Origin of the sequence: Streptomyces violaceusniger Tu 4113, assembly GCF_000147815.2 — a bacterium.
GTDB lineage: Bacteria > Actinomycetota > Actinomycetes > Streptomycetales > Streptomycetaceae > Streptomyces > Streptomyces violaceusniger_A.
Genome location: NC_015957.1, coordinates 10,238,824 through 10,264,181, shown reverse-complemented (window position 1 = coordinate 10,264,181; position 25,358 = coordinate 10,238,824). Strand labels below are relative to the sequence as shown.

At 71.0% G+C, this 25,358-nt stretch carries 20 protein-coding genes; 13 read left to right on the top strand and 7 right to left on the bottom strand.

Features of this window, described 5'->3' with window-relative positions; translation table 11 throughout:
* Positions 1-80: 80 nt before the first annotated feature.
* From STRVI_RS41860 to STRVI_RS41845, 4 genes are all read right to left on the bottom strand, one after another.
* A complete protein-coding gene (locus STRVI_RS41860; protein WP_014061623.1) occupies positions 81-2,576 on the bottom strand; it encodes an NACHT domain-containing protein in 2,496 nt (831 codons plus the stop codon).
* Between the two features lie 500 nt (positions 2,577-3,076).
* Entirely contained in the window at positions 3,077-3,340 is a 264-nt protein-coding gene (locus STRVI_RS41855) for a hypothetical protein (RefSeq protein ID WP_043237433.1), read from the bottom strand.
* A 5-nt stretch (positions 3,341-3,345) separates the two neighbouring features.
* Positions 3,346-4,275, bottom strand: a complete 930-nt coding sequence (locus tag STRVI_RS41850) for a hypothetical protein (protein WP_014061622.1) — start codon at positions 4,273-4,275, stop codon at positions 3,346-3,348.
* A gap of 84 nt (positions 4,276-4,359) precedes the next feature.
* Positions 4,360-4,851, bottom strand: a complete 492-nt coding sequence (locus STRVI_RS41845; RefSeq protein ID WP_014061621.1) for an ATP-binding protein — start codon at positions 4,849-4,851, stop codon at positions 4,360-4,362.
* A gap of 126 nt (positions 4,852-4,977) precedes the next feature.
* On the opposite strand from STRVI_RS41845, the gene STRVI_RS41840 reads away from it, so the two are divergent.
* The 3 genes from STRVI_RS41840 to STRVI_RS41830 all read left to right on the top strand — a co-directional run bounded on the left by STRVI_RS41840 (position 4,978) and on the right by STRVI_RS41830 (position 7,611).
* Positions 4,978-5,829, top strand: coding sequence for a helix-turn-helix domain-containing protein (locus tag STRVI_RS41840; RefSeq protein ID WP_043237432.1), 852 nt, complete (start codon positions 4,978-4,980; stop codon positions 5,827-5,829).
* A gap of 9 nt (positions 5,830-5,838) precedes the next feature.
* On the top strand, positions 5,839-6,156 hold the full coding sequence (locus tag STRVI_RS41835; RefSeq protein ID WP_014061619.1) for a DUF397 domain-containing protein: 318 nt from the start codon (positions 5,839-5,841) through the stop codon (positions 6,154-6,156).
* Positions 6,157-6,426: 270 nt separating this feature from the next.
* Positions 6,427-7,611 carry a macrolide family glycosyltransferase gene (locus STRVI_RS41830; protein WP_014061618.1) on the top strand — a complete coding sequence of 395 codons (1,185 nt, stop codon included), beginning with the start codon at positions 6,427-6,429 and terminating at the stop codon, positions 7,609-7,611.
* A 55-nt stretch (positions 7,612-7,666) separates the two neighbouring features.
* Here STRVI_RS41830 and STRVI_RS41825 read toward each other — a convergent pair whose 3' ends face one another.
* Positions 7,667-9,487, bottom strand: a complete 1,821-nt coding sequence (locus tag STRVI_RS41825; protein ID WP_078505599.1) for a bifunctional metallophosphatase/5'-nucleotidase — start codon at positions 9,485-9,487, stop codon at positions 7,667-7,669.
* 188 nt (positions 9,488-9,675) lie between these two features.
* On the opposite strand from STRVI_RS41825, the gene STRVI_RS41820 reads away from it, so the two are divergent.
* From STRVI_RS41820 to STRVI_RS41800, 5 genes are all read left to right on the top strand, one after another.
* Positions 9,676-10,743: a PDDEXK nuclease domain-containing protein gene (locus STRVI_RS41820; RefSeq protein WP_014061616.1), complete on the top strand. Its 1,068-nt coding sequence runs from the start codon at positions 9,676-9,678 to the stop codon at positions 10,741-10,743.
* A gap of 62 nt (positions 10,744-10,805) precedes the next feature.
* Complete coding sequence (gene mshD, locus STRVI_RS41815) at positions 10,806-11,738, top strand: mycothiol synthase (protein ID WP_014061615.1); 933 nt, start codon at positions 10,806-10,808, stop codon at positions 11,736-11,738.
* A 233-nt stretch (positions 11,739-11,971) separates the two neighbouring features.
* Entirely contained in the window at positions 11,972-14,221 is a 2,250-nt protein-coding gene (locus STRVI_RS41810; protein WP_014061614.1) for an RNA degradosome polyphosphate kinase, read from the top strand.
* Between the two features lie 58 nt (positions 14,222-14,279).
* Complete coding sequence (locus STRVI_RS41805) at positions 14,280-16,013, top strand: CHAD domain-containing protein (RefSeq protein ID WP_435532602.1); 1,734 nt, start codon at positions 14,280-14,282, stop codon at positions 16,011-16,013.
* 90 nt (positions 16,014-16,103) lie between these two features.
* A complete protein-coding gene (locus STRVI_RS41800) occupies positions 16,104-16,553 on the top strand; it encodes an NUDIX hydrolase (RefSeq protein ID WP_014061612.1) in 450 nt (149 codons plus the stop codon).
* 16 nt (positions 16,554-16,569) lie between these two features.
* On the opposite strand, the gene STRVI_RS41795 is transcribed toward STRVI_RS41800, so the two are convergent.
* Positions 16,570-17,595: an aldo/keto reductase gene (locus STRVI_RS41795; protein ID WP_014061611.1), complete on the bottom strand. Its 1,026-nt coding sequence runs from the start codon at positions 17,593-17,595 to the stop codon at positions 16,570-16,572.
* A 186-nt stretch (positions 17,596-17,781) separates the two neighbouring features.
* Between STRVI_RS41795 and STRVI_RS41790 the strand changes: the two genes are divergently transcribed.
* The gene (locus STRVI_RS41790) at positions 17,782-18,627 is read left to right on the top strand and encodes a helix-turn-helix transcriptional regulator (protein ID WP_014061610.1); all 846 of its coding nucleotides are present in this window, start codon (positions 17,782-17,784) and stop codon (positions 18,625-18,627) included.
* A gap of 130 nt (positions 18,628-18,757) precedes the next feature.
* A complete protein-coding gene (locus STRVI_RS41785) occupies positions 18,758-20,248 on the top strand; it encodes an APC family permease (RefSeq protein ID WP_014061609.1) in 1,491 nt (496 codons plus the stop codon).
* A gap of 268 nt (positions 20,249-20,516) precedes the next feature.
* Here the strand turns inward: STRVI_RS41785 and STRVI_RS41780 are convergent, their stop codons facing one another.
* Positions 20,517-21,329 (bottom strand): class I SAM-dependent methyltransferase, encoded by an 813-nt coding sequence (locus tag STRVI_RS41780; protein ID WP_014061608.1) that lies wholly within the window; start codon positions 21,327-21,329, stop codon positions 20,517-20,519.
* Positions 21,330-21,471: 142 nt separating this feature from the next.
* Between STRVI_RS41780 and mshA the strand changes: the two genes are divergently transcribed.
* The 3 genes from mshA (at position 21,472) to STRVI_RS41765 (ending at position 25,280) form a co-directional block, all read left to right on the top strand.
* The gene (mshA, locus tag STRVI_RS41775) at positions 21,472-22,833 is read left to right on the top strand and encodes a D-inositol-3-phosphate glycosyltransferase (protein WP_014061607.1); all 1,362 of its coding nucleotides are present in this window, start codon (positions 21,472-21,474) and stop codon (positions 22,831-22,833) included.
* The gene (locus tag STRVI_RS41770) at positions 22,826-23,347 is read left to right on the top strand and encodes a YbjN domain-containing protein (RefSeq protein WP_043241547.1); all 522 of its coding nucleotides are present in this window, start codon (positions 22,826-22,828) and stop codon (positions 23,345-23,347) included. The genes mshA and STRVI_RS41770 overlap by 8 nt, the downstream gene beginning before the upstream one ends.
* A gap of 175 nt (positions 23,348-23,522) precedes the next feature.
* Positions 23,523-25,280, top strand: a complete 1,758-nt coding sequence (locus STRVI_RS41765) for a glycoside hydrolase family 55 protein (RefSeq protein WP_014061605.1) — start codon at positions 23,523-23,525, stop codon at positions 25,278-25,280.
* The last annotated feature ends 78 nt before the right edge of the window (positions 25,281-25,358 follow it).

Here is a 25,358-nt window from a genome sequence, read left to right as displayed (position 1 = left end):
TTCCGCACCTCCGGGGGCCGTAGGGCGCCTGCTTCTCCGGGGTCCGCCCTCCGGGGGGCCGCCCCTCCAGGGGTCTCCCCTTACGCGCCCGCCACGATCACCTGGACGCCTTCCGGGACCCCCGTCACCCCCGTGTTGCGGTGGCTCAGCCGCAGGGTGTGCAGCCGGGGGAAGGCGGCCAGCCAGCTCAGGTCCAGGTCCGCGCCCAGGTCGTAGGCGAGCCACAGCTCGGTCAGCCGCTCCGCCACCAGGCCCTCGGCCAACTGGTCCGGGGCGAGCGCACCGGCTATCTGGACGCAGGGGCGGCCGCCGAGCCGGCGCAGGGCCCGCAGTTCCTCCAGGTCCGACACCGGAAAGTCGAGTTCCCGCTCATCGAGATGGCCGATGATTTCCTCGGCGTAACGATCGGTGTCATATCGCCGCCACGCGCCCGCGAGCTGCGCCCGTACCGCCCAGGAGCCGCGGTCCCGCAGCCGGACCAGATAGTCGATGGCGCGGTCGTCGGCTATCGAGGTGGCGGTGACGGCCAGCCGGTGGGCTTCCTCATCGGATACGCCGCTGGGATCGGGCAGCATTTCCAGCACGATAGGCCCGATCCAGCCCAGCGCGCGGGCCGCTTCCAGCGAGGTCGGGCGTACCAGATCGCGGGTATAGCGATGCACCCGGGAACGCACCTCGGGGTCCAGCTCCGTCGCGTGTTCCAGACATGCGGCCGCCAGGAGTTTGCGATGGCGGGCATGGACCGGCCGGGCGTCTTTACGGGCCGCCAGCAGCCCCTCCAGGAGGTAGCCGCATTCATCGGGGCGGGCGAGAGCGACCGACATTCTGATCACTTCTTCCCAGTCGTCCAGGTGTGCGTGGTCGATCAGGAAGTCAAAATCGTGCCGTTCGACGACCGCTCTCGCGCTGAGATAGTCCTGGAACGTTCGGTGCACGAAATCGACCGAACCGGGTGTGGGCTCGCGCAATAGACCGGTCCGGTTGAGCAGATGTCGGTAGATCTCCTCCGGCCCGCCCTGCCGCGCCGCGTGCGGAATGGCCGGGAGGTGCCGGCCGAGCGTCTCGACGGCGGTGGCCCGGTCCATTTCGGACCGGCCGTTGACGAGCATCCAGTGCGCCAGCTTCTGCAGAAGCTGGATCTTCGGTTCCTGGGGGAGGTCGATTCCCTCCGGCGGCAGCATGGCGCGCTCGCGGTCGCGCCGTTCCAGCAGCATGGAAAGTGCCGCGTCATAGAGGGCTTTCCGGCCGCGCGGCAGATAGCCGCGGCGGTCCCGGTGCAGCGCGCACAGCAGACCGCACATCAGTGGATTGGTGGCCAGCCGGCCGAGGTCCCGGGTAATCCTTACGGCGTCCAGCAGCGTTTCCTCGTCACCACTCAGCCGGTCCAGATCGGCACGGTCGGTGATGTCCTGGCGGGCGGCCGCATGCCAGCGCCGGATGAACGCGGTGACCCCCTCGCGGCTGAGCGGGGAGAGTTTCAGCTCGGTGAAGCGCTCCGAGGCCAGCTCCGAGGCCAGCCAGTTCTCCCGTACGGCCGAGGGGCGCGAGGTGACCAGCCAGACATTTCCCGGATAGCGCGCCGGAAGCTCGCGCAGTGCTTCGCGGAGCCGCTCACGCTCGTCCTCCGGGGCCTCGTCCACCCCGTCCACGAGCAGCAGCCCGCGCCCGTGGGACAGCACCCGCTCGGCCCACCCCGGCGGCTGGGCGGCGGTGTGCGGATGGCGGACGGCGGACAGGAAGCCGTCCGGCTCCGGGAAGCCGTCGCGGCGGAACCGGCGCACGGGGAGCACGAAGGGGACCCGCCCGCGCAGCCCCGCCAGCGGGGTCGGGAGATCACCGCGCGCCACGGACACCGCGAGCCGCTGCACCAGCGTGGTCTTGCCCGACCCCGCCACGCCCCACAGCAGCACCCGTTCGCGTCCGGCGAGGGCCTGTTCGGCGGGGGCGCTCGGGCCTCCGCCGTCGGCCTCGGTCTCCAGGCTGAGATAGGCGGCGTCCAGCGGCCAACTGTCGGGGGAGTGGGCCAGATCGATGCCGTAGATCGTCAGATGGTCGTGGGCGGCCACGATGTCCCGGGCGTAGCGCTCCTCGAACGCGGCGTCCTCGGCGGCCGTGACGAAGGGGGAGCGCCGGACGAGGAAGCGCAGGATGTGCGCGCAGACGGCCTCCCGCAGCGAGGCGTGCGTCCGGGCGTCGTCCGCGTCCAGCCCTTCGTCGGCGTCGGGGGCGGCGATGGCGAGGTGGCGGGCGAAGGCTTCGGGGCCGAGGCGGACGGCCCGCAGGTCGTCCAGGTCGACGGTGCCGAGGGCGTGGAGGGTGCGGGCGAGGGCGTCGGTGAGTTCGGGGCGCGCTTGCGCTGGCGTTTGCGCTTGCTCGGGCGCGGGGTGTTGCTGACCCTGTCCCTGTTGTTGTTCCGCGTTGACGAGTGCGGAGGCGATCCGGGGCAGGTCGCGTTCGGTGAGCGTGCGGCGGTCGCCCTGGAAGGCGACCAGGGAGGCGATGCGCACGGGCCGGTCCACCGGCCCCTCGGCGACGAAGAGTTCCTGGACCAGTGTGTGTATCGCTGCGGGATCCATGAGGCCCCGTCCCCCCGGTGACTGTTGCCGGCCGTATCGAAGAAGCCACCAGGGTAGGCGGGGTCGGCCCGGGGAGGGTGGGGGTTCGGCGTGGGTTCCGGGGGCGGGCGGGGGCACGGGGTGGGTGCGCGGTGCGGGCGCGGTGGGTGCGCGGTGCGGGCGTGGTGCGGGCGCGGTGCGGGCGTGGTGGGTCCGTGGGTGGGTGCCCGGGGGCGGGGTGGGGTGCGTGGTGGGTGCCCGGGGGCGGGGCCTCCGGTGCGGTGCGTTCGGGGTGCGCCCGCTGTTCGTGGTGGGAGCCGGGGGCGGGGCCTCCGGTGCGGCGCCCTGGACCGCATATTTACGGCGCCGGTGCCCGGGGGCGTGGTGTGGGCCGGGGGTTGGCGCCACAAATATGCGAAAGCGTCCAGGACACCACCCCTGCGACCCCACCCCCTCCCGCCGTCCTGCGGCCACCCGCCGGTGGCCCCGGCCCCCGGCTCGGTCCCGGCCCTGATCGGTGACTACTGGCCCGGCTCCTCCTCCGCGAAGAGCTCATCGGCGGAGGAGACGGTGAAGGCGCGGTCGAACCAGCGGTCCAGGGTGTCGAGGTCGGTGCAATTGGTGATGCGGTCGCGGGCCTCGGGCGGGGTGGTGATCCCTCGCCTCTCCAGGGCGCGCAGCACGCTTTGTACCCGCGAATGGACTTCGCCCTCCGCTTTGCCCTTGAGGAAGGTCTCCTCGATGAGGGTCCCCCGGCCGGGGAAATAGCTACCCACTACGGCCATGGTTGTCAGTCGTCCTCGGCGAAGAGCTGATCGGCCGTGGAGACGGTGACGGCCCGGTCGAGCCAGCGGTCCAGGGTGTCGATGTCGGTGCAGTTGGTGATGCGGTCGCGGCTCTCTGCCAGGGTCGGGATCCCCCGCTTTTCCAGGACGCGCAGTACGCCCTGGGCCCGCCCATGGGCTTCGCCCTCTGCCATGCCTTCTGCCATGCCTTCTGCCATGCCCTCTGCCTTCCCCTTCAGGAAGGTCTCCTCGATGAGGGTGCCACGGCCAGGGAAGTAGGTACCCGCGCTCATCTCGTTCCTCCAAGTGATTCCCGCTGGGGTAGTACTCCCCAGACCGATCTCCAGCAATTCCGTGTAGTAGCGGACAGAGTCCGGGTCGCCCGTTCCCATGGCGCGAGCCAGGGCCTTCAGTATGGCCGGGGCGTCCCGGTGGCTGCCATGTGTCAAGGCCGAGAAGGTCGCCAGGGTCAGGTCTTGGGCGGCCTCTTCGGGGTCGAGGATCACCGGGACGTTTCCGGGGCCCAGGACCAGTGGGTGTACGGACAGCGCTGTCCAGTCGTCCAGGCCGAGTTGGAAGGGCCCCATGGCCCAATCGGCTGTTGCCTTGTCCTGACAGACCACGAGCAGCAAAGCCGGGCGCTCGTACTTCGCCGTCAGGTAGCTCAGGTAGTACGCCCAACTGGGCCCCTTTGCCTCGTCGCGGCGTCCCTGTGCCTCGATGGCCAGGAGGAAGCCGTCCCCTTCGAGTGGATTGACGCGTAGCACGCTGTCCACGCGACGTTCCAGCGGACGGATCTCGGTGGCGTCCGGGGTGAGTACTTCGACCGCTGCCTTCTCGGGGAGCGGCAGATCCAGGATGCGGAACACCGGAGCGAGTAACTCCGGTCGTTCTTGAAAGATGCGATGTGCGGCCTCGTGCCGCGAACTGACCATGCGTGTGAACGTAGGGTCATCGGGGCATGTGCACGGGGCAAATGACCGGTGATCACCCGATTGGGGGAAAGGGTCGGGGTGGGGTCAGGCCGCGATCTCGTAGGCGTTCTGCTGCGGGGTGAGTTCGAACCAGAGCAGCTTGCCGCTGATGCCGAAGAGGTCGTCGGCGAGGGGGTAGCCGCCCCAGTTGTCGGCGCACAGCCGGACGATGAGCAGGCCACGGCCGGAGGTCGCGTCCAGGCGGGCGGCGGCCTCGGTGAGGGCGGTGAAGCGGTCGAGGGGGCTGGGCGGGGCGTCGAAGGGTGCGGGGATGGTCGGGTTGGTGTCCCAGATGCTCACGCGGAGGCGGTTTTCGCAGAGGTGGCGGATGCGGAGTTGAGCGGGGCCGTCGGAGTGGCGGACGGCGTTGGTGACCAGCTCGCAGGTGAGGAGTTCCGCCGTGTCGGTCAGCTCGGCCATGCCGTGGGAGGAGAGGACGGCTCGGAGGGTGACCCGCGAGATCCTGGCCGCCCGTGGGTCGTTGGGGAGGCGGAGGGAGTACGTCCAGGGGTCGGAGGACGGCGGTACGTTGGCCATGGAGTCTCCCTCGGTCGGGCGAAGTTGGGTGGCGTGGGCCACACAGTAGGGCCAGTCGTGTTAGTTCTAACGTCGATACAGAGATATGGCTCACGATTGCCCTCGTGTGGGTGACAAGGGAGACCGATGGCGACCACCAGTAGTCCTACGCTCAAGCAGCGACGGCTCGGAGCCGAGTTGCGGAAGCTTCGTGAGCGCGCGGGTCTGACCTCCACTGCGGCCGCCGCCGAGTTGGGTGTCCAGCAGGCCCGCGTGAGCATGATCGAGGCGGGCCGGTACGCCGTGGGTGCCGATCGTGTGCGCGTGATGGCTCGCACCTACACGTGCGCCGATGAGGACCTCGTGGATGCGCTGGCGGACATGACGGGCGGACGTGCGCGGGGCTGGTGGGACGAATACCGGGAACACCTCCCGGCCAGCTTCGCGGATATGGCCGAGTTGGAGCATCGGGCCCGAGCGCTGCGCGTCGCTCTGGTCATCCACATCCCGGGCCTGCTCCAGACCGTGGACCACGCCCGCGCGGTGATCCGGGAAGTAGCTCCGCCGTTGCGGGCATATGAGGTGGAGCATCGACTATCGCACCGGATGAAGCGCCAGGCGATCCTCTACGGCGACAAGCCGGTGCCGTACACCGCGGTCATCCATGAGGCCGCTCTGCGGATGGAATTCGGCGGAATGGAGACGGTCCGCGCCCAGCTTGAACACCTCCTCGCCATGAGCGAGATGGACAACGTCACCATCCTGGTGATTCCGTTCGGCGGCGGAACCTTCCCTGGGACCGGGCAATCGTTCGACTATGTCGTGGGGCCTGTACCGCAGCTCGACACGGTGCAGCTCGACTCTGCCCAAGGAACCCAGTTCATGGATGCAGAGGCCGAGTTGGCCAAGTATCGGGCTGTCTTGGAACGGATGGAGATGACCGCCCTCAAGCCGCGAGAGTCGCGGGACTTCATCCACGGCATCTTGCGCACTATGTGAAGGAGAAGCGTGTCCACGTACCAGTGGCGGAAGCCTTCGTACAGCGGAGACTCGTCCAACTGCGTCAACGTCGGGGTCGAGTGGAGGAAGTCCTCTTACAGCGGGGACGCGGGCAACTGCGTGAACGTCGCCGCTGACTGGCGGAAGTCCACTTACAGCGCGGACGCGGGCAACTGCGTGGACGTCGCCGCGAGCGAGCGCGCCGTCCTGCTCAGGGAGAGCGACGACCCCGACGTCATCCTGACCACCACCTCCGCCGCCCTGCGCGCCTTCATACGTGGTGCCAAGGCCGGTGCGTTCGATCGCATCCACGGGGGCGGGGCGTAAGGGGGCGACGGCCCGTCGGAGAGGGAGGGAGAACAGACGGCCCGTCGCCTGCGCGACCCTACGATCGGGCACTGAGCGGGCACTTAGCGCTTGCTGAGGCCGGAAAAAGGGGAGGCGGGCCGGGTGGCGGCCGGGGTACCGTCATCCGCATGGACTCGTTTCTGCAGATCTACGGCTGACACGCCGCTCTCTCCGGCGCACCGGTGACCACGCCCGGTGCGCTGGATCGTCGTGTCCATCTCGCCGTAGATCTGAAACGAGTGATCTCTCATGTCACGTCCGTCCCGTCGTCGTGCCCATATCGCGATGGTCGGCATTCCCGCCATCAGCCATGTACTGCCCAGCCTCGAGGTCATCCGCGAGCTCGTGGCGCGCGGTCACCGGGTGACCTACGCCAACGATCCCTTCGTCGCGGACGTCATCGAGCCCACCGGTGCCGCGTTGGTGCCGTACCGGTCCACGCTGCCCGTCGCGGACAACAGCTGGCCCGAGGACCCCATCGCCGCCGGCACCGTCTTCCTGGACGACGCGATCCAGGCGCTGCCGCAGTTGCGCGCCGCGTATGACGACGATCCGGCCGACCTCTATCTCTACGACATCGGCGGCTACGCCGGGCGTGCCCTGGCCGAGGCGCAGGGGCGGCCGACGGTTCAGCTGTCGCCGTCCTTCGTGGCCTGGGAGGGCTACGCGGAGGAGGTCGCGGCGGCGCTCAAGGCGCTGCCGGGGGCCGATGCGTATCAGGAGAAGTTCGCGTCGTGGCTGGCCGGTTGCGGGGCGACCACGCTCGACCCCGATGTTTTCAGCGGGCGGCCCGAGCGGGCCGTCGCGGTGATCCCCCGGGCCATGCAGCCGAACGCGGACCGAGTGGACGAGGAGGTGGTGACGTTCGTCGGGCCGTGCCTCGGGGACCGGGCCGGGCAGGGCCGGTGGGAACGGCCCGCCGGGGCGGAGAAGGTGCTGCTGGTCTCGCTGGGCTCGGCCTTCACCCGGCAGCCCGGCTTCTACCGGGAGTGCGTCGCGGCCTTCGGGGAGCTGCCCGGGTGGCATGTGGTGTTGCAGATCGGGAAGTACGTCGACCCGGCCGAGCTGGGGGAGGTCCCGGGCAACATCGAGGTGCACCGCTGGGTGCCGCAACTGGCGATCCTGGAACAGGCCGACGCCTTCGTGACCCATGCCGGGATGGGCAGCAGCGGCGAAGGGCTGTACTGCGGGCTGCCGATGATCGCCGTACCGCAGAGTGCCGAGCAGCCGATGAACGCCGACCGGCTGGTGGAGCTGGGCGTGGCCCGCCGTATCGACACGGCGGATGCCAGCGCCGAGGTGCTGCGTGCCGCGCTGCTCGAACTCACCACGGATCCGGAGGTCGCGCGCGTCTCGGCGCGGCTGCGGGACGAGGTGCGGGCCGAGGGCGGCACCGGGCGGGCCGCCGAGCTGATCGAGGACGCGCTGCGGTGACACGACGATGGCCCGGCTGCCACAAGCGGCCGGGCCATCGGCAGGCGTCGGGCGACTACTTCACGATCGTGATGCGGTCCGCCTTCGGCGGGTCCAGGGGCGAGGACTGCGACGAGTGCGCGCCCAGGTAGGCCGTGAACGCGTCCAGGTCGGAGGCGCCGACGAGCTTGTTCTTGCCGTCCTTGAAGGCGGGGAAGCCGTCGCCGCCGCCCGCGAGGAACTCGTTCATCGCGACGCGGTAGGTCTTGGCGGGGTCGATCGGCTCACCGTTCAGCTTCACCGTGTCCGTGACGATCCGGTCCTTGCCCGACTTGGTCGGATCCAGGGTGTAGGTGAGGCTCTTGGAGACCTGGAGGATCTTCGGGGACGCCTCGTTGGAGCCGCTGACCTGCTGCTGGAGCGCGGTGATGAGCTGGGAGCCGGTCAGGTCGAGCACGTTCATCATGTTGGTGAACGGCTGGACGGTGAACGCCTCGCCGTAGGTCACCACCCCGTCGCCCTCACTGCCCGACGCCTTGTGGGCGAGGTCGGAGCGGATGCCGCCGGGGTTCATGAAGGCGAGTTGGGCGCCGCCCTTGTCGGCCGGGGCGAGCGCTTCGAGCTGGCCGTCGGCGATGACGTCGCCCAGGGGCGTCTCGTACGCGGTGGAGCCGCGACCGTTGACGTCGGCGGAGATGTAGCCGACGGGCTTGTTGGCGATCGGGGCGGCCAGCTTGTTCCAGCGCCCGATGAGCGACGTCATGTCGGGGGCCTTGGGCTGCTCGCGGTCCACGACGTGGTTCGCCGCGTTGGCGCCCTTCACGCTCGTCCGCACGATGTCGCCGGTGCGGCGGTCGTAGGTGAGCGTGGTGTCCGTGTAGAGGCGGCCGAAGGAGGCCGCGGAGGTCACGGTGCGCGGAGTGCCGGACGGGTCCGGGACGGTGCAGGTGTACGCCTGGTGGGTGTGGCCGGTGACCAGGGCGTCGACCGTGGGCGAGATGTTCTTGGCGATGTCGACGATGGGGCCGGAGATGCCCTTGCCCGCACCGCCGTTGTCGCAGTCGTCGTTGTACGAGGAGGAGGCGGGCAGCCCGCCCTCGTGGATGAGCGCGACGATCGACTTCACGCCCTTGCGCTGCAGCTCCTTGGCGTACTTGTTGACCGTCTCGACCTCGTCGTGGAACTTCAGGCCCTTGACGCCCTCGGCGGTGACGATGTCCGGGGTGCCCTCGAGGGTGACTCCGATGAAGCCGATCTTCACGCCCTTGTGCTTCCACACGGTGTACGGCTTGAGGATGGGCTTGTCGGTCTTCTCGTCGGTGACGTTCGCGGCGAGGTAGGGGAAGTCGGCGCCCGGGAAGGTCTTGCCCTTCTCGTAGCAGCCCTCCTTGGGGTGGCAGCCGCCGTTCTGGATCCGGTTCAGCTCGGCGCGGCCCTCGTCGAATTCATGGTTGCCGACCGCGGTGACGTCGAGGTCCAGCTTGTTGAGCGCCTCGACGGTCGGCTCGTCGTGGAAGAGACCGGACAGCAGCGGGCTGGCGCCGATCATGTCGCCGCCGGCGGCGGTGACGGAGTAGTCGTGGCCCTTACGGGCGTTACGGAGGGAGGTGGCGAGGTATTCGGTGCCTCCCGCCGGGATGGTCTTGGTGGTGCCGTCCGGCTGGGTCTCGGTGACGGTGCCCGAGGAGCCCTGCGGGGGCTCCAGGTTTCCGTGCAGGTCGTTGAAGGACAGCAGCTGTACGTCGACGGTGCGCCCGGGCCGGTGCTTGTCCGAGGCGGCGGCGGTGCCCGCGCCCGCCGGGCCCACGGCGGTCAGTACCCCGGCCGCGGCGGCCAGCACCGCGACTCCCGTGGCCAACCGGCGTGCCGCCCCGCGCCGTTGAGGTCTCGCTGGCATGTCGTCCCCTTGTGTGCCCCGTGGTGGATGGTGGGGCGCAGCTTACGGTCAACGCGCGTAGCGGGGCAGGGGCGGGAGGTTAAGAGCTGGTGGCCGATGGTCAACGGTGTGGGACGACTTCGCCCCGTTCGGCGGAAAGGTCCGCATGAGGGGTTTGGGTGGCGGTTCGATATGTGAGCGTGCGGATCATGCAGAACGAACTCACGAAGCAGACGCCCATCCCCGCACAGGGATCCGAGCTCCCGCCGGGCTTCTTCGAACTGGTCGATGACCTCAAGGCGATCGTCACGAAGGCGAGCGTGCGCGCTCAGCTCAAGGTCAACACCGAGATGATCAAGATGTACTGGGAAGTCGGCCGGACGATCCTTGAGCGGGCTGAGAGGGAGAGGTGGGGCTCCAAGGTCATCGACCGGGTCTCGACCGAATTGCGTACGGCCTTTCCGAACCAGCGAGGCTTCGGCGCGCGGAATCTCAAGTACATGCAGCAGATGGCTCGAACATGGCCCGAACAAATTGGGCAACAAGCTGTTGCCCAATTGCCCTGGGGTCACATCACCCTGCTGATGGGCCGCTGCAAGACTCGCCCCGAGCTGGACTTCTACGCTCAGCGGGCCGTGCAGCAGGGGTGGTCCCGCGTCATGCTCGACCACTGGATCGACGCTCAGTTGCACCTCACCCAGGGCGCCGCGCTCAACAACTTCGACGCCACGGTCCCGGAGGATTCCGACGCGGTCAATGAGGCCGTCAGGGACCCGTACCGAGTCGACTTCACCCGGCTGTCGGGCAAGGTGGCAGAGCGCGACCTCGAGGACGCGCTGGTACAGCAGCTCGTCCGGTTCCTGACCGAGCTCGGGGTCGGCTTCGCCTTCGTCGGACGCCAGTACCCGATCAAGGTCGGGGACGAGGAGTTCCGGATCGACCTGCTCTTCTATCACTGCAAGCTGCACCGCTACGTCGTCATCGAGTTGAAGACCGACAAGGCCCGCCCCGCGCACCTAGGCCAGCTCGGCTTCTACGTCACCGTCGTCGACGACCTGTTGCGGGACAAGGAGCGCGATGATCCGACGCTCGGGATCCTCATCGCCAAGAGCCGCGACAAGGGGACGATCGAATACGCCCTGCGGAGCAACAACGCACCGCTCGCCGTGAGCACCTACGCAGCGCTGCCGCCCCATGTGCGGGAGCTGATGCCCAGCGCCGAGGATCTCTCACGTATCGCCGACGACATCCTCGACGGGGATGGGGCAGCCGGGTGACCCGCCGGTAACAAATTGGCCAGCAGCTTGCTGGCCAATTGGGCCGCCGTAGGCTCGGCCCCATGAATGACGTGGTGAACGAGACATCCGGTGCCCGGCGGCTCGATGTGCTGGAGGAGCTGGCGCCCACCGAGGCGCAGGATGTGCTGCGGCTGGTCGCGGAGTCCGCGCGCGCCGATGGTCAGCAGGCCGTGTCCGAGCAGGGGCGGCTGCAGTTGCGGGGGCGGCGGGAGGGGGTGCGGCATCTGGTGCTGCGGGAGCCGAGCGGGGAGCTGGTGGGATACGCGCAGCTCGAGGACACCGACCCGGTGGAGGCCCCGGCCGCCGAGCTGGTCGTGCACCCGGCGCACCGCGGGCAGGGGCATGGCCGGGCGCTGGGAGTGACCCTGCTGAGGGAGTCGGGGAAGCGGCTGCGGGTGTGGGCGCACGGGGGGCATGCCTCGGCGCGCCATCTGGCCCAGGTGCTGGGGCTGACGCTGTTCCGGGAGCTGCGCCAGATGCGCCGGCCCCTGGGGTCGCTCACGGAGCCGGGCTTCGCGGAGCCCACGTGGCCGGAGGGCGTGACCGTAAGGACCTTCCGGCCGGGTGAGGACGACGCCGCCTGGCTGGCGGCGAACGCGGCGGCCTTCGCCCACCACCCCGAGCAGGGCTCGCTCGCCCAGCGTGACCTGGACGACCGTAAGGGCGAGCCGTGGTTCGATCCGGCGGGGTTCTTCCTGGCCGAGCGCGAGGGGCAGATCGTCGGCTTCCACTGGACCAAGGTGCATGCCGAGGAGCGGCTGGGGGAGGTGTACGTCGTCGGGGTGCGGCCGGACGCGCAGGGTGGCGGCCTCGGTAAGGCGCTCACGTCGGTCGGGCTGCGGCATCTTGCCGCCCAGGGGCTGCCGACCGCGATGCTCTACGTGGACGCCGACAACTTCGCCGCGGTCGCGGTCTACGAACGGCTCGGCTTCGTCACCCATGAGACGGACCTGATGTACCGGACCGAGACCTGAGCCGGCCCCGCCCCCGGGGGGCTTAGGAGGGCGGAACCCCTGGGGGCCGGACCCCTGGGGGATGGGTCCCGATTTCCTACGCGCCATGTGTCCGTTACCGGCGATTCAACCTTGGTTGCGAGCATCACTGAATGCAGCCCGCTGTGCCGAATTCGTCGAACCGGAGGCTCCGTGCCGTTTCCGCACCCGCCTCCGCCACGCCGTCTTCGTCTCCGGCGCGGAACAATGAATTCATGAGCGAAAGCAGCGGTCAGGCATCGGTTTCCCCCCAGCCCCAGTCCCAGCCCTCGGTCGGGTCCATCGCGGCCCACCGGCCGCATGCTGTCGCCGGGCCACCGGTGCGGTCGCTCGATCCCGACCTCGACGCGGACCTGGACTCGTACGAGGAGGAGGCCGGGCCCGACGTGGCGGGCGGGGAGCTGCCGCAGCGGCGGTTCCTGGACCGGGAGCGTAGCTGGCTGGCGTTCAACGAGCGGGTGCTGGAGCTGGCCGAGGACCCGTCCACCCCGCTGCTGGAGCGGGCCAACTTCCTGGCGATCTTCGCCAGCAATCTGGACGAGTTCTTCATGGTGCGGGTCGCCGGCCTCAAGCGGCGCATCGCGACGGGGGTCGCCACCCGCTCGGCCTCCGGGCTGCAGCCGCGCGAGGTGCTGGATCTGATCTGGAACCGGTCCCGTGAGCTCATGGCCCGGCACGCCGCCTGCTATCAGCAGGACGTCGCCCCGGCGCTCGCGGAGGAGGGCATCCATCTGGTCCGCTGGCCGGATCTCACCGAGAAGGAGCAGTCCCGCCTCTTCACCCTCTTCCGGCAGCAGATCTTCCCCGTGCTGACCCCGCTCGCGGTGGACCCGGCACACCCCTTCCCCTATATCTCCGGGCTCTCGCTCAATCTCGCGGTCGTGGTGCGCAACCCCGTGAGCGGGCATGATCACTTCGCACGTGTGAAGGTCCCGCCGTCGCTCGCCCGGTTCCTGGAGGCGTCGCCGCAGCGGTATGTGCCGCTGGAGGACGTGATCGCGGCGCATCTGGAGTCGCTCTTCCCGGGGATGGAGGTGCTCGCGCACCACATGTTCCGGGTGACCCGCAACGAGGACCTCGAGGTCGAGGAGGACGACGCCGAGAACCTCCTGCAGGCCCTGGAGAAGGAGCTGTTGCGCCGCCGCTTCGGGCCCCCGGTGCGGCTGGAGGTCGAGGAGTCCATCGACCCGTATGTGCTGGACCTGCTGGTGCGCGAGCTGAAGATCTCGGACGCCGAGGTCTATCCGCTGCCGGGGCCGCTCGACCTCACCGGGCTGTTCGGGATAGCCGCGCTGGACCGGCCGGAGCTGAAGTACCCCAAGTTCGTGGCGGGCACCCACCGGGACCTCGCCGAGGTGGAGTCCGCGTCCCCGCCCGACATCTTCGCGGCGCTGCGCGAGCGGGACGTCCTCCTCCACCACCCGTACGACTCCTTCTCCACCTCCGTGCAGGCGTTCCTGGAGCAGGCGGCCGCCGATCCGGACGTGCTGGCGATCAAGCAGACGCTCTACCGCACCTCCGGCAAATCGCCGATCGTCGACGCGCTGATAGACGCCGCCGAGTCCGGCAAGCAGGTGCTGGTGCTCGTCGAGATCAAGGCCCGTTTCGACGAGCACGCCAACATCAAGTGGGCGCGCAAGCTGGAAGAGGCCGGCTGTCATGTCGTCTACGGCCTCCTCGGCCTGAAGACCCACTGCAAGCTGTCGCTGGTGGTCCGCCAGGAGGGCGACACCCTGACCCGCTACTCGCATGTGGGCACCGGCAACTACCACCCCAAGACCGCCCGGCTGTACGAGGACCTGGGGCTGCTGACGGCGAACTCCCAGGTCGGCGCCGACCTCTCCGACCTCTTCAACCGGCTGAGCGGCTACTCCCGGCGGGAGAACTACCGGCGGCTGCTGGTCGCCCCCAAGTCGCTGCGCGACGGGCTGATCACCCGGATCAACAAGGAGATCACCCACCATCGGGCGGGGCGCCCGTCCTACGTCAAGATCAAGGTCAACTCGATGGTCGACGAGGCCATCATCGACGCCCTCTACCGGGCCTCGCAGGCCGGAGTGCCGGTCGATGTGTGGGTGCGCGGCATCTGCGCGCTGCGGCCGGGCGTCCCCGGGCTCTCGGAGAACATCCGGGTCCGCTCGATCCTCGGACGCTTCCTGGAGCATTCGCGCGTATTCGCGTTCGGTAACGGCGGCGAGCCGGAGGTGTGGATCGGCAGCGCCGACATGATGCACCGCAATCTCGACCGCCGGATCGAGGCGCTGGTGCGGGTCACCGACCCCGGCCACCGCGCCGCCCTCAACCGCCTGCTGGAGACCGGGATGTCCGACTCCACCTCCTCCTGGCATCTGGGCCCGGACGGCGAGTGGACACGGCATGCGACGGACGCCGAAGGCCAGCCGCTGCGGAACGTTCAGGAGATGCTCATCGACGCCCGGAGGCGACGGCGTGGTTCAACGACATGACCTGTCACCGGCCGGGATGACGGGCGCCGCCCAGCCCTGCCCAGGGGCGGCGGACGGCATGACGGATCGCGGTGCGACGACGGACCGGGATGCGGCGACGGATGGCGGTGCGATGACGGGCCGGGGTGTGTCGGGCCGGGGCGCGGCCGATCGGGTTGTGCCGGAGCGCGGTGCGGTGACGGACCGGGCGGCGGAGGCCGCGGCGGCACCTTCGTGGGAGTCGGCGACGGCCGGTGAGGTGCTGTCGGCGTATCTGCACGCCCAGGCCGGGGACTTCCTCCGGAGCCTGCGGCTGCACCGCGAGAGCGGCTCCGATGTCCATGAGGCGGCCGAGGCCGCCCGGCTGCTGCGCCGCGCCGCGCGGCGGATCAGCGGCGCACTCTACGTCTACCGCCCGCTCACCGACACGGCCTGGTCCGATCAGCTCCGGACCGAGCTGGCCTGGCTGTCGGGCACCCTGGCGCGGGAGCACGCCTACGCCGAGCGGCTGGACCGGCTGCGCGGCGCCCTGCACCGGCTCTCGGGCGCGGGCGGCCCCTCGGACCGGTCGTCGCAGGACGAGGGGACGGCCGCCGAGGTCGCGAGCCCCGGTGAGTGGCCCGCCGAGGGCGCCACGAACGCCGCGCATGCCACGAGCGCGGCGCACACCGCGCGCGGCGGGGTCACGATCGCGGTCGACGGCGCGGGCGGCCCCGCGGGCGCTGCTGGTACCGCAGGCCCTGGCGGCGCCGCCGCCTCCGTCCCGCCTCGTTCCACCCGTGCCACACGCCGCAGTGTCTCCCTGGCCGCCGGTGCACAGGGAAGCGGGGCCGTGGACCCTGTCGGGGGGCAGGGTGCCCGGCCCGGTCAGGCCGATGCGGGCGGTGGCGCCGAGGGCGCGGCCGGGACGTCCAGGGACGAGGGCCGGGCGGCCGGACGGCGGCGCGGTGAGCGCGGTGAGCGCGGTGAGCGCGGTGACAAGAACGGCCGGGGCGCCAAGGGCGAGAAGGCCGACCGGCCCGGCCAGCCGGGCGCGGCCCATCAGCGCGCCGGTGCCGAGGAGGAGGCCCGCGGCGGGGCGCTGACCGTGGGCGCGGCCCGCGCCGGAGCGCTGCTGGAGCGCCAGCTCACCCTGGCCCGGACCCGGGCCCACACCGCGGCCCTGGAGGCGCTCGGCTCCTCCCGCTTCCACGCGGTCGCCGACACCGTCGCCCTGCTCGCCTCCGACGCCCCGCTCGACGAGGCCAACGCCGCCCGCCCCGCCGGGCAGGTGCTGCCGCCGCTCGCCGAGCTGGCGAACCGGCGGCTGGCCGAGGCGGTGGAGGCGCTGCCGCTGATCCGCGCCGGACGTCCGTACAACGCGGAGGCGCTGGTCCACGGCCTGGCCGCGACCTCGGCGGCGGACGCCCCGCCCGCCAGCGAGCGCCAGGACGCCCCCTGGCACCAGGTGCGCCATCTGCTGCGGCTGCGGCGGTACGCCCAGGAGGTGCTCGACCAGGTGTGGCAGCAGCCGGACGGGGCAGGCGGGCCAGGTGGGTCCGGGCCAGGTGGGTCCGGGCCAGGTGGGTCCGGCCCCGTGGAGGCCGAGCCGCCGCTGTCCGTACGGCTGCTGGCCGCCGGACAGGCGCTGGAGCGCCACCGCGACGCGGCCGAGGCTGCCGCCGCCGCGGCGGCAGCCGCCCGTACGCCCCGGATCGCCCCGGCGACGGCGTACGCCTTGGGCGTGCTCCATGCCGATCAGCGGCATGAGGTCGAGGCGGCCCGCTTCGCGTTCGGCAGGATCTGGCGGCGGGTGGCCACCAGAACCTCCTGACGGCGGACGCCCGGGGCGAGCGGCAACAAGAGACGGCGCAGACGCACGAAGAATGCGGCGGACATTGGAGACCGGGGAGGGAGACGGCGGATGAACCGGTCGGATTCCCGTGATGACGGGGGAGCGGACACCGGGACGGTCCTGGCGGCGGGCTGTGTGCTGTGGCGACGGTCCCCGCACGGCGGCGGGCTGGAGATCGCCCTCGTCCACCGCCCCCGCTACGACGACTGGTCCCACCCCAAGGGCAAGCTGAAGCCCGGCGAGGACGCGCTGCACGGCGCGGTGCGCGAGGTCGTCGAGGAGACCGGTATGGGCTGCGCCCCGGGGGCGGTGCTGCCCACCCTCCACTACCTGGCCAAGGGCCGCCCCAAGGAGGTCCGCTACTGGGCGGCGGAGGCCGTCGACGACGATATTTTCGTGCCCAACCGCGAGGTCGACCGCCTGCTCTGGCTGCCCCCGGACGCGGCCCGCCGCCGCCTCTCCTACGACCACGACCGCACGCTCATCGACGCGCTGCTGCACGCCCTGCGGCCGTCGTGAACCGCCCTCGACCGGGTCAGCGGCGGCGCAGGCTCTTGTCCGCGAGCGCCGGCGGCAGGTAGTAGCTGTCGCTCTTGTTGAGGTCCGTGCCCGGCGGGACGATCTCGTCGATCCGGTCCAGGACGTCCTCGCTCAGCTCCGTCTCGGACCCGGCGAGCAGATCCTCGAGCTGCTCCATGGTGCGCGGGCCGATGATCACCGAGGTGATGGCCGGATGGGCCCGTACGAAGGCGATGGCCAGATGCGGCAGCGAGAGCCCGGCGTCGGACGCCAGCTCGGACAGTACGCCGACCGCCTCCAGCTTGCGCGCGTTGCCGGGCAGCGTTGGGTCGAACTTGCGCTTCTCCACGGCCGCCCGGCCGCCCGACAGATCGACGTCGGACGCCTTGGTGTAGCGGCCCGTGAGCCAGCCCGCGGAGAGCGGGCCCCAGCTCAGCACGCCCATCCCGTACTTCTGCGCGGTCGGCAGCACCGCCGCCTCCACGCCCCGCGCCAGGATCGAGTACGGCGGCTGCTCGCTGCGGAACCGTACGTGCCCGCGCCGGTCGGAGACCCACTGGGCCTCCACGATCTGCTCGGCCGGGAAGGTGGAGGATCCGACGGCGCGCACCTTGCCCGCCCGGACCAGGTCGGACAGGACCGACAGCGTCTCGTCGATGTCCGTCGTGGGGTCCGGCCGGTGGATCTGGTAGAGGTCGATGTAGTCCGTGCCCAGGCGGCGCAGGCTGTTCTCGATCTCCTGGGTGATCCAGCGTCGTGAGTTGCCGCCTTCGTTGGGGTCCTCGCCCATCGGGAAATGGGCCTTGGTGGCCAGGACGATGTCGTGGCGGCGGCCCTTGAGGGCCTTGCCGACGATCTCCTCGGACTCGCCCTCGGAGTAGACGTCGGCGGTGTCGACGAAGTTGATGCCCGCGTCGAGGGCGCGGTGGATGATCCGTACCGAGTCGTCGTGGTCGGGGTTGCCCAGGGCGCCGAACATCATCGCGCCCAGGGCGTACTCGCTCACCGAGATGCCCGTCCCACCGAGGATCCTGCGCTTCATGGCTGGTGCCTTCCTCTGCTTCCCATGGCGTCCGCTGTCCATGGCGTCTGTTTTCCATGGCCTTATGCGCCTTCAGCCTCGGGTCCCGGCGGACACCTCACCAGGCCCGGCTCAACCTGGGTCTGCCAGAACCACCTGTCCGGCCCAGACCGGCCCAGAAACGGGCGGCGCGCGGATAATGGACGGATGGGCCATGCCGAACCGGAGATCAAGTCGTTTCTCAAGGCGCGCCGCGCCGCGCTCGACCCGGCCGAGCTGGGGCTGCCGGAGGGGGTCGTACGGCGCCGGGTGCGGGGGCTGCGCCGTGAGGAGGTCGCCCAGCTCGCCGGGATCAGCGTCGACTACTACACCCGTATCGAGCAGGGCCGGGCCCCGGCCATCTCGGACTCGGTGGTCGACGGACTGGCGCGGGCGCTGCGGCTGACCCCGTCCGAGCACACCTATCTGCGCAACATCACCCTGCCGCGGCGGCGCGGAGCGACCGACCCTGATCCGCGGCCGCGCGTACGGCCGGAGATCCAGCAACTGCTGAACGCGATGGACGGCAATGTCCCGGCCTATGTCTACGGCCCGGCGATGGACGTCCTGGCCTGGAACCGGCTCGGCACCCGGCTCGGCATCGACTACCCCGCGATCCCCGAGGAGCGGCGCAACGGCCCGCTGCTGGTCTTCCTCGACCCCCGGCTCAAGGAGATCCATCCGAACTGGGCCGAGGTCGCCGACGACACGGTGGCCGGGCTGCGCGCGGAGGTCGGGCGCCACCCCGGCAGTTCACGGGTGTGCCGGGTGACCCATGAGCTGCTGGAGCGGAGCGAGGAGTTCCGGCGGCGGTGGGAGGCGCAGGAGGTGCAGGAGCGGACGCGGGGCGTCAAGCGGTTCCGCCATCCGGAGATGGGGGAGCTGGTGCTGCGGTTCGAGGCGTTCGTCCTGCCCGCCGACCCGGGGCAGATGCTGTGCACGTACACGGCCGACGAGGGGTCGGCGACGGCGGAGGCGCTGACGGTGCTGGCGGGCACGGCGGCGGTGGTCTGACGGCCCGAGCCGCCGCCCCGCGCCCCGCGCTCTGCCGCAACTCGGTTTCGTCCACCTCCTTGACGCGACTGGAAAGTTTCCTTACTTTCAACTCCTCCCACGGTGGCGCGCTAGGGCAATGGAGGTCCGGATGTCCGGCACCGAGGGCGGATTCGTCCGCCGTATCGGCCTGTTCCAGGCGACAGCCATCAACATGAGCCAGATGTGCGGCATCGGGCCGTTCGTCACCATCCCCCTCATGGTCGCCGCCTTCGGCGGACCGCAGGCCGTCATCGGCTTTGTCGCGGGCGCGGTGCTCGCGCTCGCCGACGGGCTGATCTGGGCCGAGTTGGGCGCCTCGCTGCCGGGGGCCGGGGGCAGCTATGTGTATCTGCGCCAGGCGTTCCAGTACCGCAGCGGCAAGCTGATGCCGTTCCTGTTCGTCTGGACGGCGATGCTGTTCATCCCGCTGATCATGTCCACGGGCGTGGTCGGTCTGGTGCAGTATCTGGGCTATCTGTGGCCCGATATGACGCAGACCCAGGGCGATCTGGTCGGACTCGGCGTCATCGTCCTGGTGATCGGGCTGCTGTGGCGGGGGGTCGAGCACATCGCCCGGATCACGGCCGTCATGTGGTGCGTGATGATCGCCTCCGTGGTCCTGGTCATCGTCGCCGCCTTCAGCCACTTCGACGCGGGGCAGGCGTTCACCTATCCGGACCACGCCTTCGAGCTGAGCAGCGGTCACTTCTGGACCGGGTTCGCCGCGGGCCTGACCATCGGGATCTACGACTACCTCGGCTACAACACCGCCGCGTACATGGGCGCCGAGATCAAGGACCCCGGCCGCACCCTGCCGCGGGCGATCGTCACCTCGATCGTCGGAATCATGGGGATCTATCTGCTGCTGCAGATCGGCACCCTCGGCGTCGTCGACTGGCACGAGATGACCGAGCCCGGCTCGGTGGCCTCCCAGTCCGTCGCGTCGGCGGTGATGGAGGAGACCTGGGGGAAGGTCGCGGCCGACGTCGTCACCGTGCTCATCCTGATCACGGCCTTCGCATCCGTCTTCGCCGGGCTGCTGGGCGGCTCGCGGGTGCCGTACGACGCCGCCCGCGAACGGGTCTTCTTCCGTCCGTACGGCAAGCTCCACCCGCGCCATCGCTTCCCCGTGCTGGGCCTGGCCACGATGGGCGTCGTCACCGGGATCGGCTTCCTGATCGGCCGCCACACCGATCTGGCCACGCTGATCCAGTTGCTGACCACGGTCATGGTGATCGTGCAGGCCCTGGCGCAGATCGTCGCCCTCACGGTGCTGCGCCGCCGCCAGCCGGGGCTGCGGCGGCCGTACCGGATGTGGCTCTATCCGCTGCCGAGCGTGGTGGCGCTGGTCGGCTGGGTGGTGATCTACGGCTACGCGGACAAGAACTCCCCCGGACGGCACCCCATCGAATGGTCGCTGGCCTGGGTCGCGGCGGGGTGCGTGGCGTTCGTGCTGTGGGCGCGGGCGGAGAAGGTGTGGCCGTTCGGGCCGAAGGAGATCAGCGAGGAGTACGCGGCGGGCGCCGACCCCGACGCGGAAGGGGGCACCCCGGGCACGCCGGGCGTGGCGAAGGCCCAGGGCGGCACGGGGGACGCCTGAGCGCTCCGCTGGAAGGGCGCTGAGGGGCCGTCGATCGTCTGCGGCGCCGCCGCGGCCGGCCGCGCGCCTACGCGGCGGAGCCGCACGGCGACACAGCCCCGCGCCCCTTCAGGTCGCCACGGTCGCCACGGTCGCCACGGGCGCCACGACGTCCGCCACGACGTCCGCCACGTCCGCCACGTCCGCCACGACGTCCGCCACGGGCGCCACGGCGAACGCCCAGGGGGCACGTCCGGACCACCACCGGCCTCGGCCCGCCCCGGAGCTGTCAGCCCCGGGGTGCCAGTGCCTCCCACCGCACCGTGACCTCGCCCTGCCGCCAGCGCCGTGGCCCGTCGGCGAGCGGCCAGCCCTGTGCGCGGAGCGTCTGGGCGCTGCGTATCCAGCGCTGACGCGCGCTGAGCGGGGCGTACGGGGCGGCGGCCGCCCAGGCGCGGTCGAAGTCGCGCAGGAAGGTGTGCACCGCCTCGCCCGGCACATTGCGGTGGATCAGCGCCTTGGGGAGCCGTTCGGCCAGGTCGGAGGGGCGTTCCAGGGAGCCGAGGCGGGCCGCGAAGGTGACGGTGCGCGGGCCCGCCGCGTCGAGCGCGACCCAGACGTGGCGCCGCCCGATCTCGTCGCAGGTGCCCTCCACGAGCAGTCCGCCGGGCGCCAGCCGGGCGCACAGCCGCCGCCATACGGCGGCGACCTCGCCCTCCTCGTACTGCCGCAGCACATTGGCCGCCCGGATGAGCGCCGGGCGCGCCCCGCCGGGCAGCGGCACCTCGAAGCCGCCGTGCGCGAAGGCGAGCCCCTCGCGCTCGTACGGCCGCGCGGCGGCCACCCGTCCGGGGTCGATCTCGACCCCCACGACGCGCGCCCCGGCCCGTACGGTCCGTAGCCGGTCCAGCAGCTCGACGGCGGTCCACGGAGCCGCCCCGTACCCCAGATCCACCGCCACCGGCGCCTCCCCGGCCCGCCGCAGCGCGGCCCCGTGCGCCGCCGCGATCCACCGGTCCATCCGGCGCAGCCGATTGGGATTGGTCGTCCCGCGGGTCGCCGAACCGATCGGACGGGACGGCGGGGGAACGCGGGCGGGCATGGCGCAGAGCCTATGCGGGGGCGGACGGGGCGTGGTCGACGGGGATCGGAACGTCACGCTTTGGCAAAGCGGAAATGGGAACCATGAGTTCCGGTGTTAACGCCCGAGGAGGGAGCCCGCCCCGTCAAGGAGGTAACGCTCGGTGAGCCAGCACGCGTCCCGGCTCGGCGGTCTGCGAGGCCGGTCCCATATACCGTTCGGCGCCCCGCCCCACCAGCGGCTTCGCCGCATTCCACGGCGGCCGCGGCGGATCGCGATGCTCAGTGTGCACACCTCGCCGCTGCATCAGCCCGGCACCGGCGACGCCGGGGGGATGAACGTCTACATCGTCGAGCTGGCCAAGCGCCTGGCCGCGATCGACATCGAGGTGGAGATCTTCACCCGGGCCACCACCGCCGCGCTGCCCCCATCCGTCGAGCTCGCCCCCGGTGTGCTCGTACGGCATGTGGACGCGGGGCCCTACGAGGGGCTGGCGAAGGAGGAGCTGCCGGCGCAGCTCTGCGCGTTCACCCACGGGGTCATGCGGGCGTGGGCCGGGCACCGGCCGGGCTACTACGATCTCGTCCACTCCCACTACTGGCTCTCCGGCCACGTCGGCTGGCTGGCCACCGAGCGCTGGGGAGTGCCGCTGGTGCATGCCATGCACACCATGGCCAAGGTCAAGAACGCCGCGCTGGCGGCGGGCGACACCCCCGAGCCCGCGGCCCGCGTGATCGGCGAGCAGCAGATCGTCCGCGCCGCCGACCGGCTGATCGCCAACACCGGCGGGGAGGCCGACGAGCTGGTGCACCACTACGAGGCGGCCCGCGAGCTGGTCGCGGTCGTCCACCCCGGGGTGAACCTCGACCGCTTCCGCCCCGCCGACGGCCGGGCCGCCGCCCGGGCCCGGCTGGGACTCCCGGCCGACGCGCTCATACCCCTCTTCGCCGGGCGCATACAGCCGCTCAAGGCCCCCGACATCCTGCTGCACGCGGTCGCCCACCTCCTGGAGGAGGACCCCTCGCTGCGCGAGCGCATGGTCGTGCCCGTGGTGGGCGGCCCCAGCGGCAGCGGCCTGGCCAAGCCCGAGGGGCTGCACAAGCTGGCGGCGCGGCTGGGGATCTGCGATGTGGTCCGGTTCCGGCCGCCGTGTACGCAGGACGAGCTCGCGGACTGGTACCGGGCGGCGTCCGTGCTGGTCATGCCGTCGTACAGCGAATCGTTCGGGCTGGTGGCCATCGAGGCCCAGGCATGCGGCACGCCGGTCGTGGCGGCCTCGGTGGGCGGTCTGCCGGTGGCCGTACGGGACGGGGTCAGCGGCACGCTGATCCAGGGCCACGACCCCGCCGACTACGCCCGCGCCCTGCGCCCCTTCGCGAGCGAGGCGGGGAGGGTGGAACGGATGGGCGCGGCGGCGGCCCGGCATGCGGAGTCCTTCGGGTGGGACACGGCCGCCGCGGCGACGGCGGACGTCTACGCGGAGGCGATGCGTGAGCGGCGTCGCCTACGATCGGCCCATGGCTGACCCCAAGGCTGACATCGCGCCCAAGACCGACCCCCGGGCCGTCATCGAGCGGACGCTGAACGACGCCGAACTGGAGTGGGAGAGCCCGGAGGACGGCACCTACGTCGTCACGCTCCCGGGCACCCGCAAGCTGTCGACCACCTGCTCGCTGCGGGTCGGCCGGCACTCCCTCTCGGTCAACGCCTTCGTCGTCCGCCATCCCGACGAGAACCACGAGGCCGTCCACCGCTGGCTGCTGGAGCGCAACACCCGGCTCTATGGGGTGAGTTACGCGATCGACCAGCTCGGCGACATCTATCTGGTGGGCAAGCTGCCGCTCGCCGCGGTCATCCCGGAGGAAGTGGACCGGCTGCTCGGCACGGTGCTGGAGAACGCGGACGGCAGCTTCAACACCCTGCTGGAGATGGGGTTCGCGACCGCCATCCGCAAGGAGTACGCCTGGCGCACGGCGCGCGGCGAATCCACTCGTAATCTTGAGGCGTTCAGCAATCTGACCCGGGACGCGGCGAAGTGAACGTCGGCGGGGCGCGTTCCGCGCGCGCCTGATGCACGGCGCTGATGTGCCTCCTTGCCATGCCTGACGTACGTCCATCCTGACGCGACCCCTTCCGCGCACCCCTGCCCCATGGCATTCTCACGCCGTCTCTCACCTGAACTGCGTTCACATCCATGGAAGGCGGGGCTGGTTCATGGGCACGGAGATCAACAGAAGGCGGCTGCTCGGCGGCGCGATGGGCGTGGCGGCGGGCGCCACGTTCCTGGGGACGGGCACCCCGTTCCTGACCGCCACGGACGCGGCCGCCGCGCCGCGTACCGCCGCCGGACCGGGCGCCTCGGGCGGGGCGGACACCTCCGGCGGGGCGGGCGCCTCGGGCGGGGCGCGTACGTCCCCCCTCTGGCGTGAGTTCCGCGCCCGGCCGTACACCCATCCGCAGATCCCGTACATCGGCCGCGCCGGATTCCTCGGCGGGCGCAACCAATTCCCCCGCCTGCCCGTCGTCGCCGACGTCCGCGACTACGGCGCCCGGCCCGACGGCTCCACGGACGCCGCCCCCGCGATCAACCGCGCCATCGCCGCGGCCGGTCGGCGCGGCGGTGGCACGGTGCTGGTGCCGCCCGGGACGTACCGCGTGGACGACGTCATCCGCCTCGGCTACGACAACGTCGTGCTGCGCGGCGCGGGCAGCGGCCGCACCACCCTCCACGCGACCCGCAGCCTCACCGAGCTGATCGGCCCGTACGGCAGCCGCTACGGCGGGAACAAGTCGTCCTGGTCCTGGGCCGGCGGCCTCATCTGGATCTGCCCGGACGCCCGCTGGCGCTCCCTGACCGACGCGATCCGGGCCCAGGCCTGGCCGTTCGAGGGCTGGACGGGCAACAAGCGCGACGAGTGGCACACCCTTACCGATCTCGCCGCCCCGGCCCGCCGCGGCGACTGGACGGTGACCGTCGAGGACCCGTCCGCCCTGCGCCGCGGCGACCGCGTGCTGTTCCAGCTCGCCGACGACGACACCCACTCCCTCCTGCGTCATATGGCCGGTGATCTCGAGGGCGCCGCCGACTACGTCTGGGCCGACAAGACCAAGCTCACCTCGTACGTCCCTTACGAATGGCCGTGCCGCGTCGTCTCCGTCGACCGGTGGCGCCGCCGGGTGACCCTCGACCGTCCGCTGCCGCTGGATGCCCGGCCCGCCTGGAAGCCCCGGTTCACCACGCTCGTACGCCCGGTCACCGGCTCCGGGGTCGAGGGCATCACCCTCGACGTCGTCGAGACCCCGCAGTCGCAGCATCTGCTGGACAAGGGGTACAACGGCGTCGCGCTGCAGTGCGCGTGGGACTGCTGGGTGGACGACGTGACCGTCAACAACGTCGACAACGGCTTCCTGCTGGTCGCCGCCAAGGCGTGCACCCTGCGCCGCACCCGGGTGACGGGGCGCGGCAGCCATCATCCTTACTGCTGCCGCGAGGGCTCGCACGACAACCTCGTGGAGGACTTCGTCCTGGCCCGGCGCACCGTCCCGGCCCCGGCGGGGACGTCACTGCACGGCATCAACGTGGAGGGGCTGTCCAGCTACAACGTCTGGTCGCGCGGCCGGATGGAGATGGGCACCTTCGACACCCACCGCGGGATGCCCTTCGCCAACGTCCGTACGGAGATCACCGTGGACAACACGGGGGCGCACGGCGGCGACGCGAGCGCGGGCCCGCTCTACGGTGCGCGGTTCACCCACTGGAACGTCACGGTCGGCAATCAGCGGGCCGGGTGTGTCAAGGTCGACGACATCGCGCCGTACAGCGCGACGGTCGGGATCAGCGAGGTCCGGCAGTTCGGCCAGATCGACGTCCCGGACTTCACCGGTCCGCTTCACTCCCGTATCGAGTCCTATGGCCACCCTGAGGCCGTCCACCCCCGCAATCTGTACGAGGCGCAGCGCGCGATCGGCTGACATCCCCCGGAAAACACGGTGCGAAACGCGGTGAAGAAATACGGTCCATGACGCCTCTACATGGTGAACCGGCTCCGG

What these genes read in the sequence shown, in the direction of transcription:
- STRVI_RS41860 (WP_014061623.1), bottom strand. Translation starts at nt 2,576, where the DNA reads ATGGATCCCGCAGCGATACACACACTGGTCCAGGAACTCTTCGTCGCC.
- STRVI_RS41855 (WP_043237433.1), bottom strand. Translation starts at nt 3,340, where the DNA reads ATGGCCGTAGTGGGTAGCTATTTCCCCGGCCGGGGGACCCTCATCGAG.
- STRVI_RS41850 (WP_014061622.1), bottom strand. Translation starts at nt 4,275, where the DNA reads ATGGTCAGTTCGCGGCACGAGGCCGCACATCGCATCTTTCAAGAACGA.
- STRVI_RS41845 (WP_014061621.1), bottom strand. Translation starts at nt 4,851, where the DNA reads ATGGCCAACGTACCGCCGTCCTCCGACCCCTGGACGTACTCCCTCCGC.
- STRVI_RS41840 (WP_043237432.1), top strand. Translation starts at nt 4,978, where the DNA reads ATGGCGACCACCAGTAGTCCTACGCTCAAGCAGCGACGGCTCGGAGCC.
- STRVI_RS41830 (WP_014061618.1), top strand. Translation starts at nt 6,427, where the DNA reads ATGTCACGTCCGTCCCGTCGTCGTGCCCATATCGCGATGGTCGGCATT.
- STRVI_RS41825 (WP_078505599.1), bottom strand. Translation starts at nt 9,487, where the DNA reads ATGCCAGCGAGACCTCAACGGCGCGGGGCGGCACGCCGGTTGGCCACG.
- STRVI_RS41820 (WP_014061616.1), top strand. Translation starts at nt 9,676, where the DNA reads ATGCAGAACGAACTCACGAAGCAGACGCCCATCCCCGCACAGGGATCC.
- mshD (WP_014061615.1), top strand. Translation starts at nt 10,806, where the DNA reads ATGAATGACGTGGTGAACGAGACATCCGGTGCCCGGCGGCTCGATGTG.
- STRVI_RS41810 (WP_014061614.1), top strand. Translation starts at nt 11,972, where the DNA reads ATGAGCGAAAGCAGCGGTCAGGCATCGGTTTCCCCCCAGCCCCAGTCC.
- STRVI_RS41805 (WP_435532602.1), top strand. Translation starts at nt 14,280, where the DNA reads ATGACGGATCGCGGTGCGACGACGGACCGGGATGCGGCGACGGATGGC.
- STRVI_RS41800 (WP_014061612.1), top strand. Translation starts at nt 16,104, where the DNA reads ATGAACCGGTCGGATTCCCGTGATGACGGGGGAGCGGACACCGGGACG.
- STRVI_RS41795 (WP_014061611.1), bottom strand. Translation starts at nt 17,595, where the DNA reads ATGAAGCGCAGGATCCTCGGTGGGACGGGCATCTCGGTGAGCGAGTAC.
- STRVI_RS41790 (WP_014061610.1), top strand. Translation starts at nt 17,782, where the DNA reads ATGGGCCATGCCGAACCGGAGATCAAGTCGTTTCTCAAGGCGCGCCGC.
- STRVI_RS41785 (WP_014061609.1), top strand. Translation starts at nt 18,758, where the DNA reads ATGTCCGGCACCGAGGGCGGATTCGTCCGCCGTATCGGCCTGTTCCAG.
- STRVI_RS41780 (WP_014061608.1), bottom strand. Translation starts at nt 21,329, where the DNA reads ATGCCCGCCCGCGTTCCCCCGCCGTCCCGTCCGATCGGTTCGGCGACC.
- STRVI_RS41770 (WP_043241547.1), top strand. Translation starts at nt 22,826, where the DNA reads ATGGCTGACCCCAAGGCTGACATCGCGCCCAAGACCGACCCCCGGGCC.
- STRVI_RS41765 (WP_014061605.1), top strand. Translation starts at nt 23,523, where the DNA reads ATGGGCACGGAGATCAACAGAAGGCGGCTGCTCGGCGGCGCGATGGGC.